General features: G+C 73.5%; 13 protein-coding genes and 7 tRNA genes. 11 read left to right on the top strand and 9 right to left on the bottom strand.

Features of this window, described 5'->3' with window-relative positions; all coding sequences use genetic code 11:
• Positions 1-24 precede the first annotated feature (24 nt).
• A tRNA-Val gene (locus AC060L_RS04830) sits at positions 25-96 on the bottom strand.
• Positions 97-308: 212 nt separating this feature from the next.
• A tRNA-Val gene (locus AC060L_RS04835) sits at positions 309-380 on the bottom strand.
• A gap of 330 nt (positions 381-710) precedes the next feature.
• On the opposite strand from AC060L_RS04835, the gene AC060L_RS04840 reads away from it, so the two are divergent.
• Together AC060L_RS04840 and AC060L_RS04845 are read left to right on the top strand one after the other, a co-directional pair.
• Positions 711-1,124 carry an SsgA family sporulation/cell division regulator gene (locus tag AC060L_RS04840; RefSeq protein WP_030056266.1) on the top strand — a complete coding sequence of 138 codons (414 nt, stop codon included), beginning with the start codon at positions 711-713 and terminating at the stop codon, positions 1,122-1,124.
• 364 nt (positions 1,125-1,488) lie between these two features.
• On the top strand, positions 1,489-2,064 hold the full coding sequence (locus AC060L_RS04845; protein WP_483797194.1) for a CGNR zinc finger domain-containing protein: 576 nt from the start codon (positions 1,489-1,491) through the stop codon (positions 2,062-2,064).
• Positions 2,065-2,118: 54 nt separating this feature from the next.
• Here the strand turns inward: AC060L_RS04845 and AC060L_RS04850 are convergent, their stop codons facing one another.
• Positions 2,119-2,619, bottom strand: a complete 501-nt coding sequence (locus tag AC060L_RS04850) for a hypothetical protein (protein ID WP_483797196.1) — start codon at positions 2,617-2,619, stop codon at positions 2,119-2,121.
• 67 nt (positions 2,620-2,686) lie between these two features.
• Here AC060L_RS04850 and AC060L_RS04855 point away from each other — a divergent pair, with 67 nt between their 5' ends.
• On the top strand, positions 2,687-3,175 hold the full coding sequence (locus AC060L_RS04855; protein ID WP_483797197.1) for a DsbA family protein: 489 nt from the start codon (positions 2,687-2,689) through the stop codon (positions 3,173-3,175).
• Between the two features lie 17 nt (positions 3,176-3,192).
• Here the strand turns inward: AC060L_RS04855 and AC060L_RS04860 are convergent, their stop codons facing one another.
• The 3 genes from AC060L_RS04860 to AC060L_RS04870 form a co-directional block, all read right to left on the bottom strand.
• Positions 3,193-4,035 carry a GNAT family N-acetyltransferase gene (locus AC060L_RS04860; RefSeq protein ID WP_483797198.1) on the bottom strand — a complete coding sequence of 281 codons (843 nt, stop codon included), beginning with the start codon at positions 4,033-4,035 and terminating at the stop codon, positions 3,193-3,195.
• Between the two features lie 49 nt (positions 4,036-4,084).
• Positions 4,085-4,900, bottom strand: a complete 816-nt coding sequence (locus tag AC060L_RS04865) for an aminotransferase class IV (protein WP_483797200.1) — start codon at positions 4,898-4,900, stop codon at positions 4,085-4,087.
• Between the two features lie 75 nt (positions 4,901-4,975).
• Positions 4,976-6,004, bottom strand: coding sequence for a chorismate-binding protein (locus AC060L_RS04870; RefSeq protein WP_483797429.1), 1,029 nt, complete (start codon positions 6,002-6,004; stop codon positions 4,976-4,978).
• A 360-nt stretch (positions 6,005-6,364) separates the two neighbouring features.
• Between AC060L_RS04870 and AC060L_RS04875 the strand changes: the two genes are divergently transcribed.
• The 5 genes from AC060L_RS04875 (at position 6,365) to AC060L_RS04895 (ending at position 6,975) form a co-directional block, all read left to right on the top strand.
• A tRNA-Gly gene (locus AC060L_RS04875) sits at positions 6,365-6,437 on the top strand.
• A 53-nt stretch (positions 6,438-6,490) separates the two neighbouring features.
• Positions 6,491-6,564 (top strand) — tRNA-Cys (locus tag AC060L_RS04880).
• Positions 6,565-6,594: 30 nt separating this feature from the next.
• Positions 6,595-6,666, top strand: a tRNA-Val gene (locus AC060L_RS04885).
• Between the two features lie 91 nt (positions 6,667-6,757).
• Positions 6,758-6,829: transfer RNA gene (locus tag AC060L_RS04890), tRNA-Val, on the top strand.
• Between the two features lie 74 nt (positions 6,830-6,903).
• Positions 6,904-6,975 (top strand) — tRNA-Val (locus tag AC060L_RS04895).
• Positions 6,976-7,311: 336 nt separating this feature from the next.
• Here the strand turns inward: AC060L_RS04895 and AC060L_RS04900 are convergent.
• Positions 7,312-7,524 carry a hypothetical protein gene (locus AC060L_RS04900; RefSeq protein WP_483797202.1) on the bottom strand — a complete coding sequence of 71 codons (213 nt, stop codon included), beginning with the start codon at positions 7,522-7,524 and terminating at the stop codon, positions 7,312-7,314.
• 458 nt (positions 7,525-7,982) lie between these two features.
• Between AC060L_RS04900 and AC060L_RS04905 the strand changes: the two genes are divergently transcribed.
• On the top strand, positions 7,983-10,445 hold the full coding sequence (locus AC060L_RS04905) for a serine/threonine-protein kinase (RefSeq protein ID WP_483797204.1): 2,463 nt from the start codon (positions 7,983-7,985) through the stop codon (positions 10,443-10,445).
• 80 nt (positions 10,446-10,525) lie between these two features.
• A complete protein-coding gene (locus AC060L_RS04910; RefSeq protein ID WP_483797205.1) occupies positions 10,526-10,957 on the top strand; it encodes an ester cyclase in 432 nt (143 codons plus the stop codon).
• 33 nt (positions 10,958-10,990) lie between these two features.
• Here the strand turns inward: AC060L_RS04910 and AC060L_RS04915 are convergent, their stop codons facing one another.
• Positions 10,991-12,073, bottom strand: a complete 1,083-nt coding sequence (locus AC060L_RS04915; RefSeq protein ID WP_483797207.1) for a hypothetical protein — start codon at positions 12,071-12,073, stop codon at positions 10,991-10,993.
• A 156-nt stretch (positions 12,074-12,229) separates the two neighbouring features.
• Between AC060L_RS04915 and AC060L_RS04920 the strand changes: the two genes are divergently transcribed.
• A complete protein-coding gene (locus AC060L_RS04920; RefSeq protein ID WP_483797209.1) occupies positions 12,230-13,219 on the top strand; it encodes a hypothetical protein in 990 nt (329 codons plus the stop codon).
• Between the two features lie 27 nt (positions 13,220-13,246).
• Here AC060L_RS04920 and AC060L_RS04925 read toward each other — a convergent pair whose 3' ends face one another.
• Positions 13,247-14,056, bottom strand: coding sequence for a TrmH family RNA methyltransferase (locus AC060L_RS04925; protein ID WP_483797211.1), 810 nt, complete (start codon positions 14,054-14,056; stop codon positions 13,247-13,249).
• Positions 14,057-14,081 lie beyond the last annotated feature (25 nt).

The following is a 14,081-nucleotide window of genomic DNA, read 5'->3' on the forward strand; positions in this document are numbered from 1 at the left end:
CAGTTGGGGCCCGATGTTGTCCGGTGGGCGATACTGGGATCGAACCAGTGACCCCTTCGGTGTGAACGAAGTGCTCTCCCGCTGAGCTAATCGCCCGGGCAACGAGATGAACAATAGCACCGTCCGGGGGGTACCTCGCAACGTGGTGGGCGGCGGGGCGCCCGACGCCCCGACAGGAGCGGGCCGGCAAAGGCGGGGTGACGACCGTTCAGCTTCCCCGGGTGAACCGGGGAATGTCGAGAACGTCAAAAAGGCGTAGGACCCTGGTCGATTAAAACCAGAGTCCTACGCCTTACTGCACTATCCGGTGGGCGATACTGGGATCGAACCAGTGACCCCTTCGGTGTGAACGAAGTGCTCTCCCGCTGAGCTAATCGCCCGGGTGCAGAGAAAACATTACCGCATCCCGAGGGGTGCCCCGCACCACCCCCCGGGAACCGCTTGAGTAACCGCCACGCCGGGGCCCGACCAGCCGATCCGTTCGAATCCGTCACTTTCCGTGACCAACGGCGGACTCGTCGGACGATCCGGCGCCGGGCCCGGTATTTCCGCTCCGGGCGGCCTTGAGCGGCTTTGTGCAATGCGCCGGAAGGGTTACCGGCGGGCCCCGAATCGGGACAGAGGGGTTTACATCGGTGCTGGGGGTGGGATGGTCCGTTCGCCGACGTGCGATTCCCCGAGCGCACACTGAGCGAAAGGCCATGGCGCTTATGAACACCACGGTCAGCTGCGAGCTGCACCTGCGCCTCATCGTGTCGAGCGAGTCGTCACTGCCCGTCCCCGCGGGCCTGCGCTACGACACTGCCGACCCCTATGCCGTGCATGCCACCTTCCACACCGGTGCCGACGAGACCGTGGAGTGGGTGTTCGCCCGCGACCTCCTCGCGGAGGGGCTGCACCGTCCCACCGGTACCGGCGACGTCCGGGTGTGGCCGTCACGCAGCCATGGACAGGGAGTCGTCTGCATCGCGCTGAGCTCTCCGGAAGGAGAAGCCCTGCTGGAGGCCCCGGCCCGGGCGCTTGAGTCGTTCCTCAAGCGGACCGACGCCGCCGTGCCGCCCGGCACCGAACACCGTCACTTCGATCTGGATCGGGAGCTGTCGCACATCCTCGCCGAGAGTTGAAGCCTGCCGGGGGGTGCTCCCCCGGTGGCTCGGTCGGCGGGTCCGGCCGAGCCGGTCAGGTGGCTGTCCTACTCGGGGGCACGGCCACCGCTTCAGTCGCGCTGCCGCGGCCCGTGGGCCGGGCGCCCGCGACGCCGGTGCCTCTGCGCACCGGTGGCCGCGGCGCCCGGACGCCCCGGCCGCGCGCGATAACGCCGGCGCCTGGCGCCCGGCACCACGACTGCCCGTGCCGCACTGGCGGCGGGACGGGCGGCCGTGGTGCCGGGCGCCTTCGGCGCTCTCGGGCCCGGGCCCGGTATTGTTCGGCGGTGATGACCGTAGCGAGGCGGCACACCGCCTCCCGGCGCACGCGAGGAGCTCCCACGTGCTGATCACCCATGACACCGAGTGCGCCCTGAGCATCCTGGTCGAGCTCCTCAATACGGCGCCCGAGGTCGGCGGCTACGAGCAGCTGCCGGATGTGCCGGCGCTGGAGGCCTTCGTGGTCCGCCGCGACATCAGCGAGGTCGACTCGGTCGGTCCGGTGGACCTGGCGGCCGTGCACGCGCTGCGCACGCAGCTGCGGGCCGTCTTCGCCGCAGCCTCCACCGCGGCGGCCGCCGAGCTGGTGAACCGGCTGGTGGCGGCGGTGAACGCGACGCCGCGGCTGACCGACCACGACGGCCACGGCTGGCACATGCACTACTTCGCCCCGCACGCGGCGCTGGCCGATCACCTGGCGGCCGAGCTCGGCATGGCGCTGGGCCTGATCCTGATGGCCGGCGAGCGCGAGCGGCTGCGCCGCTGCGAGGCGCCGGACTGCGCGCGGGTCTTCGTGGACCTGTCGCGGAACCGCTCGCGGCGCTACTGCGACAGCCGTACCTGCGGTAACCGCATGCACGTCGCCGCGTACCGGGCGCGGCAGCGCTCGGCGGCGGACGAGGCCGTGGCCGTCAGCTGAGTCAGCTGAGCCCGGGCGGCACCAGGCGGCGGCGCCAGAGCCTGTCGTCAGGGCCTAGATGCCGCGCTTGCGCAGGATCTCCTCGATGTCGGAGAAGTCGCCGAGGCCGTCGTCCGCCCCGGTCGCCTTGCCCTGCTTGGCCGGCTTCGCGGCCTTGGCCGGCGTGGGGGCGGCGGCCGCAGTCGAACGGCTCGGCGCGATCGCGCCCGCCGCGCCGGGACCGGCCGGGGCCTGGCGGCGCTCGGTGGACTCCGCGGCGCCGACCTCCCGACGGCCGCCGCCGAGCCGGGTGGCGAGCAGCAGCAGGATCCCGGTGCCGAGCATCACGATGCCCGCCCACACCCGCGGGTCGAAGACCAGCATGGTGGCCCAGTGGCCGACCGCGTGGCCGATCGCGGTGCCGACCGGGACGAGCCCGGTGAGGTAGACGCCGGCCGGCAGCAGCGCGGCGCCGGCCCAGCGGATCGCGGTGCGCCAGCGGCGGCGTACGCCGTGCAGCACTGCGATCGCGAGACCCGCGATGGTCAGGGCGTAACAGATCGCGCCGGTCAGCATGGGCGCCTCCGTGGTCGTGCGGGGCCGGTGGTCCGTGTCCGCTCTCACCTAGTGGAACACTGTGGGCATGACCGATGGTTCCCTTCCCCGGCTGGAGCTCTGGTGCGAGCTGCAGTGTCCGGACTGCCGCACCGCCCTCGACGACGTGCGCGCGCTGCGTGAGCGGTTCGGCGACGCGCTGCAGATCGAGTTCCGGCACTTCCCGCTGGAGAAGCACAAGCACGCGTACCCGGCGGCCGAGGCGGCCGAGGAGGCGTTCGCGCAGGGTCAGGGGTGGCCGTTCGTGGAGGCGGTGCTGGCCCGGGTCGAGGAGCTGGACCGGCGCGGGCCCGAGCTGCTGCTGGAGGTCGCCGCCGAGCTGGGACTGGACGCCGAGGAGATGGACACCGCGCTGGTCGATGGCCGGCACATGCTGGTGGTGGACGCCGACCAGGCCGAGGGGAAGGCGATCAAGGTGGTCGGCACGCCGACCTACCTGGTGGCCGGGCAGCTGCTGGATGGCTCGAAGAGCCAGGACGGGCTGCTGGAGCGGATCACGGCGCTGCTGGAGGCCTGAGGACCCGCGAGCGGGCCCTACAACGGTTTGGCCAGGACGAGCTTGGTGGGCTGGTAGCCGAGCGACTCGTAGAGCCGCAGGGCGGCCTGGTTGGCCGTGTAGACGTTCAGGCCCAGGTCCTCGACTCCGGCGGCAAGGCATTCACGTTCGGCCGCGAGCATCAGCTCGCGGCCGAAGCCGTTTCCGCGCCGGTCCGGGTGCACCTCGACGGTCATCACCCAGGCGAGCGGCCGACCGTCGGGCAGTTCGGTGAGGTGCAGCCTGAGCCAGATGCTGCCGACCGGTTCGCCGTCGGCGAGCAGCCGGCGCAGCGCGGTGTCCGGCGTGGCCTCCTGCTGCGGCAGCAGTTGCCCGGCGACGCCCGGCCCGGTGCGTTCGCGGGCCTGCTGTTCGGTGAGGCCGATCCGGACGAGCTGCGCCTGGGACTCGGCGCTGCCCGCGTCGAGCCAGTCGGAGAACTCGGCGGAGGTTATCGGACGGATCGTCAGTTCGGCCACCGGGGGCGGTGGTTGGGTGTCGAGGTGCTTGGCGAGGTGGCGGTTGGTCTCGGTGTAGCCGACGGCCGTGGCGAGCGCGAGGGCCGGCGCCGCACCGGCGGGCACGCTGACCTCGGCGCGGTGGCAGTCCCAGGCCCGCAGCACTTCTTCGGCGGCCAGCACGGCGACGGTGCCACGGCCGCGGCGACGGCCGTCGATGATCTCCAGCTCGTCGATCCGCCCGGTGCCGCGCAGGCCGTTGGGGTGCGCGGTGGTGCGGATGCTCCCGACGGGGCGGCCGTTGGCGCACACCTGCCAGCGGCGGCTGTGGCTGCCGTCCGGCAGGTGCTCCTCGGGGCCGGCGGGGCGCAGCGTGGTCGTCATGGTGACCATGTTCCCCGCCGGGCGGCGGTCATACGCGTGCCGGGGTCGGTCAGGGGTCGAGGTCGTCGGCGGCGCGGGCGGCGAAGACGGCCATCGCGCGGGCGGTGACCGGGCCGGGGGCGGGCAGTTCGTGGTCGTCGATCCGGGCGACGGCCTGCACGTCGCGCAGTGTCGAGGTGAGGAAGACCTCTTCGGCCTCGCGCAGTACCTGGTACGGGAGTTCGGCCTCCTCGGCGTCGCACCAGTCGGCGACCAGGGCGCGGGTGACGCCGGCCAGGCAACCGGAGGCGAGCGGCGGAGTGAGCAACTTGCCGCCGAGGACGACGAAGACGTTGGAGCCGGTGCCCTCGCAGAGCTGTCCGGCGGTGTTGGCGAGGAGCGCCTCGGAGGCGCCGTGCCGGTGCGCGTGGGCGAGCGCGACGACGTTCTCGGCGTAGGAGGTGGTCTTCAGGCCCGCCACGGCGCTGTGTTCGTTGCGCGTCCAGCGCACGGTGCTGACGGCGGTGGTGTCCGGGCGCGGGTGGGCGGCGCCCAGGGCGATGACGAGGGTCGGCGGGGCGTCGCCGCGGTCCGAGCCGAGCGGGGAGACGCCGCCGGTGTAGGTGATCCGCAGCCGGCCCAGCGGCATCGGGTTGGCGGTCAGGACGGCCTCGCAGCCCTTGCGGACCGCTTCGAGGTCGGGCTCGGGCAGGCCGAGGCCGGTGGCCGAGCGGGTCAGCCGGTCGAGGTGGCGGGTGAGCGCGAACGGCTGTCCGTCGACGGCCTTGACGGTCTCGAAGACGCCGTCGCCGACGGTCAGGCCATGGTCGAGGACGGAGACCTCGGCGCGGGCTTCATCGACCAGTGCTCCGTTGAGCCAGATCATCGGGGTTCGCTCCTTGCTGCCGGGCGATGGGACGGGCGGCTGATGTTCGACTGGCGACCGCTGTGGGCGGGCCGGCTACGCGGGGTGCCGGCCCGACGCTATCGCGACCAGCCGGGCGGCCTTGAGTTCGGTCTCGTCCCATTCGCGCTCCGGTTCGGAGCCCCAGGTGATGCCGGCGCCGGTGCCGAAGTTCAGCAGCGGTCCGCCGGGTGCCTGCCGGTCGATCCAGAAGGTGCGGATGCCGACGGCGAGTTCGGCCCGGCCGCGGTCGGCGTCCACCCAGCCGACGGCGCCGCAGTAGGGGCCGCGCGGGGCGGTCTCCAGTGCTTCGATGATGCGCAGCGCGCTGGACTTGGGTGCGCCGGTGACCGAGCCGGGCGGGAAGGTCGCGTCGAGCAGTTCGGGCCAGTCGGCGCCGTCGCGCAGCCGGCCCTCGACGAGTGAGACCAGGTGGACCAGACCGGGGTGCTTCTCGACCACGCAGAGGTCGGGCACGGTGACGCTGCCGGTGGCGCAGGCGCGGCCGAGGTCGTTGCGGACCAGGTCCACGATCATCACGTTCTCGGCGTGGTCCTTCTCCAGCAGGTCGTGCTCGGTGCGCCCGGTGCCCTTGATCGGGCCGGAGGAGACGGTGGCGCCGTCGCGGCGCAGGTAGAGCTCGGGGGAGGCGGTGGCGATCTCCACGCCGTGCTCGGGCAGCCGCAGCGTGCCCGCGTAGGGGGCGGGGTTGCCGAGCGCGAGCAGCGCGGTGAGCGCGTCGATGTCGCTGTGGGCCGGGTCGGGGTCGGGCAGCGGTGCGCTGAGCACCCGGCACAGGTTGGCCTGGTAGACCTCGCCGGCCGCGATCTGCTCGCGGATCCGGCGCACGCCCGCGAGGTAGGCGGAGCGGTCGAGCGAGCTGTGCCAGTCCCCGGGGCCGGGGCCGCGCCAGCGGTCGCCGGCCGGGGCCGGCGCCGGGTCTGGGTGGACCTCGGCGAAGCGGGCGCAGTTGAGGCGTCCCTCGAAGTCGTGCGCGACGGCCCACCAGCCGCCGCCGGCCAGTGCGGCGGGGTCGTCGGTCACCTCCAGCAGTCCGGTGGCGATCTGGCCGCCGAAGCGGGCCATCGGCTGGCGGGGGTCGAGGGCGGGTCTCGCGGGGGGCACGGTTCTCCTGGAGGGGACTGGAGTGGGGTGCTTGGAAGTCTAGGTCGGGCTGCCGGAACCGGCCGTCGGACGGCGGGCGGACCGGGCCGGAGCTGGGCGGGGGCAGGGCGGGGGCTGGGGACCAGCCGGTCATGGGCGGCTTTCGGGCGGCTGACCTGCGGGGACGCGAGGGGGGCGGAAACCCTTGCGGGCCACCGGTTGTGGCGGCTCCGGGCGGCCCGCTCCGGATACGGAATTTGAGCTGGCCCAGGTTTCCGCTAAAGTTCAACACGTCGCCGGGACACGGAGCCGCAGGAAAGCGGTGAAGGACCTGGAAGACAGGCGGACGTGGCTCAGTTGGTAGAGCATCACCTTGCCAAGGTGAGGGTCGCGAGTTCGAATCTCGTCGTCCGCTCGGTGGAGAACAGCAAGATCGTTCTTCCTGATAGAGTACAACCGAAGTTGCCTGGTGGAGTGGCCGAGAGGCGAGGCAACGGCCTGCAAAGCCGTGTACACGGGTTCAAATCCCGTCTCCACCTCCAGAGGTCCCCCGGTCAGCCGGGGGTCTTCCCGCGCGATTAGCTCAGCGGGAGAGCACTACCTTGACACGGTAGGGGTCACTGGTTCGATCCCAGTATCGCGCACCGATCTTTCGGGATCATGGATCTTTCGGGATCTTCCGGCGGCACCACCGAGTGCGGCCACTGCTTGGAACGGCGTGTGAGCGCCGGACGAGCGCGATTAGCTCAGCGGGAGAGCACTACCTTGACACGGTAGGGGTCACTGGTTCGATCCCAGTATCGCGCACTGGTCCTTCGGGGCCAATGGCGGCACCTTGCGGTGCGGCCGACTGCTTGGCCCGGTGCGTCAGCGCCGGACGAGCGCGATTAGCTCAGCGGGAGAGCACTACCTTGACACGGTAGGGGTCACTGGTTCGATCCCAGTATCGCGCACAGTTGAGCACCATCGAAGGGCCGTAGCCTCCGAACGAGGCTGCGGCCCTTCGGCGTTGCCGGTCCGGGGCGGCGTTCCGGGTCGGCGGTCGACCAAGGGTCGTGGGGGGGGGGGGGGAAAGGAGGATAAAAAAAAAAAAAGGAAGCCGATGTGGGCGGAGGGGGGGGGGGGGGTTGAGGGGGGGATGAAAACACCCTTTCCCCCCCCCCCCCCCCCCCCCCCCCCCCCCCCACGACCCTTGTGACTGGCCGGGGCGGGGTGCTCCCGCGCTTGCCCGTCCGCGTGTCCTCGCGGGGGCGCCGCCGCCGGCCGGCGTCCGATCCCTGTCCCGGGGATCAGCGCCCGATCATGTCGGCCACCGCCTTGGTCTGGGTGACCATCTGCTCCCAGCCGCCGAAGAGCATGAGCAGGGCCACGGCGCAGGGCAGCGCGATCGCCAGTGCGACGACGGGATGCCGCTCGGCGCTGGTCGGCCGCTGGGTGCGGCGCAGCCGGTGGGCGAACGGCCGCCGGCGCTCAGCGGCGGCTCCGGTGAGCTGCGTTGCCATGATCCCGCTCCTGCTCGTGGTCTGACCTGCTCGTGGTCTGGGTGGTCGCGGTGGGCGGATGACCTCGGGGGACGAGTACCCCCGCCCACCGCTGTTCTCAACGGTAGGCCGCGGCAAGGTCCGTGACGTCATGCCCGCGTACCGTTCCACAGCAGTACGGGAGGATGAGTCGGGGTTGGCTGGAGTACTACCGAAGACGGATCCGATGGGGTGTCAACCCCCGAGGGAACCCTGATGCTCACCCTCAGGGGGGACATGGGGAGGCGAAGAGTGGACAGAGGGTGGACGAACGGAGATCGGACAATCCCACCGGCGGTTCCCGTGTTGCGTATCAGCACACCGCAGCCGACGTTCCGTAAGCTGTGCCCGACAGCAATTGACGATGCCCCAGCAGCTGCCTGCGCGTCCGGGGCCCCTCTCTCACGGTTTGCCCACCTGACGGGCCGACGGGAAACGACATGGCGATGATGCGGCTGAGGCGTGAGGACCCCCGCATCGTCGGCCCCTACCGGTTGCACAAGCGGCTCGGCGCCGGCGGCATGGGTGTGGTGTACCTGGGGTCGGACCGCAAGGGCCAGCGGGTCGCGCTCAAGCTGATCCGGGCCGAGCTCGCCGAGGACTCCGAGTTCCGCACCCGGTTCGCCCGGGAGATCGCCGCGGCCTCGCGGATCCGCGGCACCTGCACGGCCCGGGTGGTCGGCTCCGACATCGAGGCCGACCGCCCCTGGCTGGCCACCGCGTACGTGCCGGGCCCCTCGCTGTACAAGCGGGTCGGCGACGAGGGCCCGCTGCCCTGGCCGGAGGTTGCCCGGATCGGCGCCGCGCTCGCGGACGGCCTGGTGAAGGTGCACGAGGCCGGTGTGGTGCACCGTGACCTGAAGCCCTCGAACATCCTGCTCTCCCCCAAGGGCCCGCGGATCATCGACTTCGGCATCGCCTGGTCCCGCGGGGCAAGCACGCTCACGCACGTGGGCACGGCGGTCGGCTCGCCCGGCTTCCTGGCCCCTGAGCAGGTGCGGGGGGCGGCGGTCACTCCGGCCACCGACGTCTTCGCGTTCGGGGCGACGCTGGCGTACGCGCTGACCGGTGACACGCCGTTCGGCTCCGGTGCCTCCTCCGAGGTGATGCTGTACCGCGTGGTGCACGAGGAGCCGGACCTGTCGGAGGTGCCGGCGCCGCTCGCGCCGCTGGTCCGGGCCTGCCTGGCGAAGGAGCCGACGGACCGGCCGGGCGCCGCGCACCTGCACGAGCGGCTGAGCGAGCTGGCGGCCCGGGCGGGTGCCGGCGGGCGGCCGCGCACCGCCGTGGCCGGCGAGCCGGATCCGGCCGAGCGGGAGCGGGCGGCGGCGCAGGCGCGCGAGGCGGCGGCCGCCGCTGCCGCCGCGGCGCAGCAGGCCCGGGAGCAGGCGCGGGCCGGGCAGCTGGCCCGGGAGACGGACGAGGCGCGGGCGCTCGGGCGGCCGCGGTTCGCCCGCTCGCAGCCGTACGCGCAGCCGCCCGGGCACCCGGCTGCGCAGTCGCAGGGGCATGGGCAGGCGCAGGCGCAGGGGCACGGGCAGCAGCAGGACCGGCAGGGGCAGCACGGGGTGGCGGGGCCCGGGCGGCCCGGCGCGCCCCGGCGACCGGTCGCCGGCGGGCCGCAGCCGACTGCGCCGATGGCGGCGCCGGGGGCGGGCCAGGACCGGACGGACCGGCAGTACGCCGAGCGCCAGTACGGCGGGCAGGAGCGCGCAGAGCGCCAGTACGCGGAGGCTCAGTACGGCGAGGGTCAGTACGCCGAGCGGCAGTACGCGCAGAGCCAGCACGCGGAGCGGCCGCACGCCGAGCGCCGGCATCCGGAACGCCCGCACGGCGGCCAGCAGCACGCGGGCCAGCCGCGCGCGGGGCAGCGGCCGGGCGGCCTGCGCGAGCGGCAGACCCCGGCACCCGCGCGGCCCGGTGGTGCGCGGGACCGGCAGCACACACCGGTGCCCGGCCGCGCGGCCGATGCGCGGCGCCGGCTGCGGCGCCAGCGGCTGATCGTCTTCATCACCGTGACGCTCGGCGTCGCCCTGGTCATCGCGGCCGCGCAGGGCTGCGAGAAGCGCAGCTCGCGCGGCCTGCCGCCGCCGCAGCCGGGTGCCGTCTCGGCCGCGCCCGCCACGCCGCTCGGCGCGGGTGGTGCGGGCGGGGACAGCGTCGGCGCGGCCGGCCCGGCGATCGGGCTCTCGGCCGACGGCAGCCAGCCGCAGGCCTCGGCGCCGGCGGCACCGGCCGCTCGGACCAGTGGCGGCACCGGCAGCCCCGCCGCGCCGTCGCCGGGCGCCTCGTTCGGCCTGCCGACCGGGCCGGTGCCCGCGGTGGACTGGCCCAACCACGGCTACACCGACCCCGCCGGCGGACCGGCGATCCGGCTGCGCGACGGCCGTTCGGTCGCCGACCCGGCGGCCTCGGCGGCCCCCTCCCCCGGCGCGCCGGTGGTGACGCTGGCCGCCGTGCTGCCGGCCCGCTACCGCAGCGCGCCGGCCACGGTGGTGGTGCTGCGCCGCACCGAGGGCTCGGTGCCGGTCGATCTGGTCGAGCTGTTCGGCTTCAACGCGGACGCCCCGGTCCTACTGGCCGCCCGCAGTTCGGCCGCCGACCCGCTGTCCGCCGCCGCCTGGCGGCTGGAGGAGGGCGCGCTGGTCCGCGAGGAGCGGGTCACCCAGACCGGGGCCACCGCGACCACGCGGTACGCGGTCAGGGGCGACGGCACGCTGGACGAGTCCTGGCCGGGCGCGGGCATCTCCGGCGGCACGAACGCCGGGACGGGCACCGCCGCCGGCGCAGGGGCGAGCGCGGGCACGGGCGCTGGCGCGGCGGCGGGCACGGGCACGGGCACAGTGGCAGGGACGGGTTCGAGCGCGGGGTCCGGTGCCGGCGGCGGGCCTGCCCTGGACTGACGGTCCGTCCAGCGGAAGTCGGCGGAGCCGACTTCCGCCGTCCCTGGTGGCAACGCCGACCGGCTGGATACGGTCGTGCCATGTCAGATGCCATCACCGCAGATGCCACCACCGACCTCAGCCGGCGCAACAGCGAGATCGTCCGCCGCTACCTCCGGGTCTTCGAGACCCTCGACCTCGCCGAGCTCAGGGAGGTCGTCGCCGAGGACGTCCGCGTCCACGGCGCCGGTCACCACGTCCAGGGCCGGCAGTATCCGGAGGGCGCGATCCTGACCCCGGGCCTGTCCGGCTGCCGGGTGCGGATCGACGACCTCTTCGCGGCCGGCGACCGGGTCACCGTCGCCTTCACCCTGACGTACCGGCACGACCGGACCGGGCGCGACCTCACCATGACCGGTGTGAAGTCCTACCGCGTGCTGGACGGGCGGATCGTCGAGTTCTGGGGCGAGACGGACCTGTACGGACTGCTCCGCCAGGCCGGCCTCGTCCCGGAACAGATCCCGCCGTTCTGAGCACCGTGGCCTGAACGCGGCGGCGCGGCCGGCTCAGAGCTTCTGCCACCAGCCGGTCAGCTGCTTCACCGCCGTGTCGGCGAGCGTGCTCAGCGCCTCGCCGATCTCCTCCAGGTCCTGGGTGAGCGTGCTCGGGCCGGCCGCGGGTGCGGCGGTGGGCCGGGGCGCCGGGGTGCCCCGGTAGCCGACCGGGCCCTCGTTGACGCGCTGGGACCAGCCGAGGAACGAGGCGCCGTCCGCCGCCAGGCCGATGGAGGCGGAGCAGGCCCGCTGGTCGCTCCAGGAGATCCGGTCGTACGGGCCGTCGCCGGTCTCCAGGTGCAGGTGCAGCGGGCCGCCCTGGTGCCAGCGGCCGCCCCAGCCGGCCTCGGTGGCGAAGGAGTGGGTGTACGGCAGCGCGGTGTTCGGCTGCCGGCCGGTCAGGGAGCCGCGCAGCTCGTGCCAGCTCCCGTCGGGCGCGCGGTAGTGGCCGTAGAAGGTGTGCAGCTCCAGCGCGAACTCGACCGAGGCCTCGGCGCCGGACCGGGCCCGCCAGTCGAGCCGGACGGGCAGGCCGCCCTCGCCGCTGTCGATGTGCAGCCGCCAGTCGGGAGCGGGCTGCCACTGGTCGCTGCCCGGGGTGCGCAGCTCGGTCCGGTAGCCGAGCAGCGAGTCGGCGAACGAGTCCGCCAGCAGGGCGCGTTCGGCACCGTCGCGGTCCCAGACCTGCTCCAGCAGGACCCGGTAGAGCCACAGGTGGCTCCGGGCCTGGTCGCCGGAGCGGAGCCGGAGGGTGTTGGTGCCGGGCCGCAGCAGCGCGGCCGGGACGGCGACGACGAGCTGTTGCGGCAGGTCGCCGCCGCCCGGTATCCGGTGGTTGCTGAGCAGCGTCACGTCGTTGACGCTGACGTCGAGCGGGGCCAGGCCCATGCTCGCGCCGAGCTTGGAGACCAGGGCGCGGATCTTCAGCGTGGCTTCGTCGGTGATCCCGCCGGGTGGCACGGTGAAGTCGATCTCCACCTCGCCGCCCGCGTCCAGGCCGATGTGATCCCGTGCGAAGTGGGCCTTGCCGATCCGGACTTCGGCGTTGCCGGTGCGCGGCTCAAGGGTCGAGAAGTCGACGAAGACGGGTTGCACGCTTGCCTCCTGAGGGCAGCTGGTGGTCGCAGCCTCAGATTAGAACAGTCCGGTGACACGGGTACCTGCGAACCTGGCGCCGAGGACCTGGTGTGGTGCATCTGCCGTACTGCGGCGGCGTTTTGCGGACCGGCCCGCGCTGCAAGACTCGGTGGTATGAAGAGGATGCCCCCCGACCCCCGCCGCCTGGAGCAGTATCAGCGCAAGATGCGCGAGTTCGCCGAGCAACCGCCGTTTCCGGTCTACGGATTGAGAGTGCCGGTCATCCATCCGGCGTACCTGGCGGAGTGGCAGAGCGAGGACTCGGCCGTGGTGTCGGTCAAGTTGATGTACGGGGACTGGGACAGGCCCGACGGCCCGCTGATCGCGGTGACCACGCTCGCGCCGGGCAGCGCGGAGCAGGAGATCGACCTGCCGGCGGTGCTGGCCGCCGAGCCCAAGATCCCTCGCGGGGGCGGGGATCCGGTCTTCTCCCGGCTGCCGCACGGCGAGCTCTGCCGGCTCGGCGCGACCTGGATCCTGCGGCTGCGGTTCGACTCGCAGGCGGTGCTGGTGATCGGCCGTGGCGCCGCGGATCCGGCCGCGGGCACCGAGGACCCGGCGGCGGTCGAGGTCGGCCCGGTGGCGGATCTGCTCCCGTACGTGGCCGAGCGCAACGACCTGTTCGACCGCAAGGCCGCCGAACTACGCTCCCGCCCCGAGCCGGTGCTCGCGCCGGCCAAGGGGGTCGCGGCGGTCCGGGCGCTGCTGGAGACCTTCGTGCCGGGCGGCCCGGACGCCGGCGAGGCGTACCGCCCGCTGTGGCGGCGGGCGGTACTGGAGCTGGACGCAGTGCAGGGCTGCGGCGTCGAGCGGGCCGAGTACCTGATCACCTCGCTGGTCAACCAGATCGGCCATCTGCGCACGCACGTCCCGTGGTTCACCGAGCGGGACGGCCCACGGGAGGCGGCGCTGGAGGAGCTGCTGCGGCACTCGGGGCTCGGCGAGCCGGCCGACAGCGCGGCGGCCCAGGCGCTCTGGGCACCGTACTGGGCCGCGCAGGTGGAGCTGACGGACGCGCACTCGGGTGACCTGCTGGCGGCCTGGGTGGCCGCCTGGGTGGCCTGGGCCGCCGGGCGCGGCACCGCTCGGCAGGAGATGGACTGACGGCCTGACGGCTCGTCAGGCCTTCGGTCAGGCGCCGGCGTTGACGGCGTAGAACGCGACGGCCGCGGCCGCACCGACGTTGAGCGAGTCGATCCCGTGCGCCATCGGGATCCGGACCCGGACGTCGGCGGCGGCCAGCGCCCGGTCGGTCAGGCCGTCACCCTCCGCGCCCAGCATCAGCGCGGCCTTCGGCAACCGGTGCGGGGCGGCCTCGGCGAGCTCGACCGAGCCCTCGGCCGGGGTGAGCGCGAGCAGTTCGAAGCCCGCCTCGCGCAGCACGGCGAGCGAGGCCGGCCACGGGTCGAGCCGCGCGTACGGGACGGAGAAGACGGCGCCCATCGAGGTCTTGACGGCGCGCCGGTAGAGCGGGTCGGCGCAGTCCGGGGAGAGCAGCACGGCGTCCATGCCGAGCGCGGCGGCGCTGCGGAAGATCGCACCGAGGTTGGTGTGGTCCACCAGCCCTTCGAGCACGGCGACCCGGCGGGCACCGGTCAGCACCTCGGCGGCGTCGGGCAGCGGCTTGCGGGCCATCGAGGCGAGCGCGCCGCGGTGCACGTGGTAGCCGGTGACCTGCTCGGCGAGCTTCGGTTCGACCAGGTGCACCGGCGCGTCGGCCTCGGCGATGACGTCGGACATCACGTCGAGCCACTTGGCCGTCAGCAGCATCGAGCGCATCGCGAAGCCCGCCGCGAGCGCGCGCCGGATCACCTTCTCGCCCTCGGCGATGAACAGGCCCTCGGCGGGCTCGCGGCGGCGGCGCAGCTCGACGTCGGTCAGGCCGGTGTAGTCGGCCAGCCGCGGGTCGGTGGGGTCGGTGATCTGCTCGGGCTGGGACACAGGAGTGCTCTCGACTCAGGAGGTA

This window comes from Kitasatospora sp. NEAU-69 (genome assembly GCF_057158765.1).

Excerpts from the sequence above, each read along its gene's own strand:
- AC060L_RS04910 (WP_483797205.1), top strand. The coding sequence starts at position 10,526 with ATGTCAGATGCCATCACCGCAGATGCCACCACCGACCTCAGCCGGCGC.
- AC060L_RS04900 (WP_483797202.1), bottom strand. The coding sequence starts at position 7,524 with ATGGCAACGCAGCTCACCGGAGCCGCCGCTGAGCGCCGGCGGCCGTTC.
- AC060L_RS04920 (WP_483797209.1), top strand. The coding sequence starts at position 12,230 with ATGAAGAGGATGCCCCCCGACCCCCGCCGCCTGGAGCAGTATCAGCGC.
- AC060L_RS04870 (WP_483797429.1), bottom strand. The coding sequence starts at position 6,004 with ATGGCCCGCTTCGGCGGCCAGATCGCCACCGGACTGCTGGAGGTGACC.
- AC060L_RS04865 (WP_483797200.1), bottom strand. The coding sequence starts at position 4,900 with ATGATCTGGCTCAACGGAGCACTGGTCGATGAAGCCCGCGCCGAGGTC.
- AC060L_RS04855 (WP_483797197.1), top strand. The coding sequence starts at position 2,687 with ATGACCGATGGTTCCCTTCCCCGGCTGGAGCTCTGGTGCGAGCTGCAG.
- AC060L_RS04905 (WP_483797204.1), top strand. The coding sequence starts at position 7,983 with ATGGCGATGATGCGGCTGAGGCGTGAGGACCCCCGCATCGTCGGCCCC.
- AC060L_RS04850 (WP_483797196.1), bottom strand. The coding sequence starts at position 2,619 with ATGCTGACCGGCGCGATCTGTTACGCCCTGACCATCGCGGGTCTCGCG.
- AC060L_RS04860 (WP_483797198.1), bottom strand. The coding sequence starts at position 4,035 with ATGACGACCACGCTGCGCCCCGCCGGCCCCGAGGAGCACCTGCCGGAC.
- AC060L_RS04840 (WP_030056266.1), top strand. The coding sequence starts at position 711 with ATGAACACCACGGTCAGCTGCGAGCTGCACCTGCGCCTCATCGTGTCG.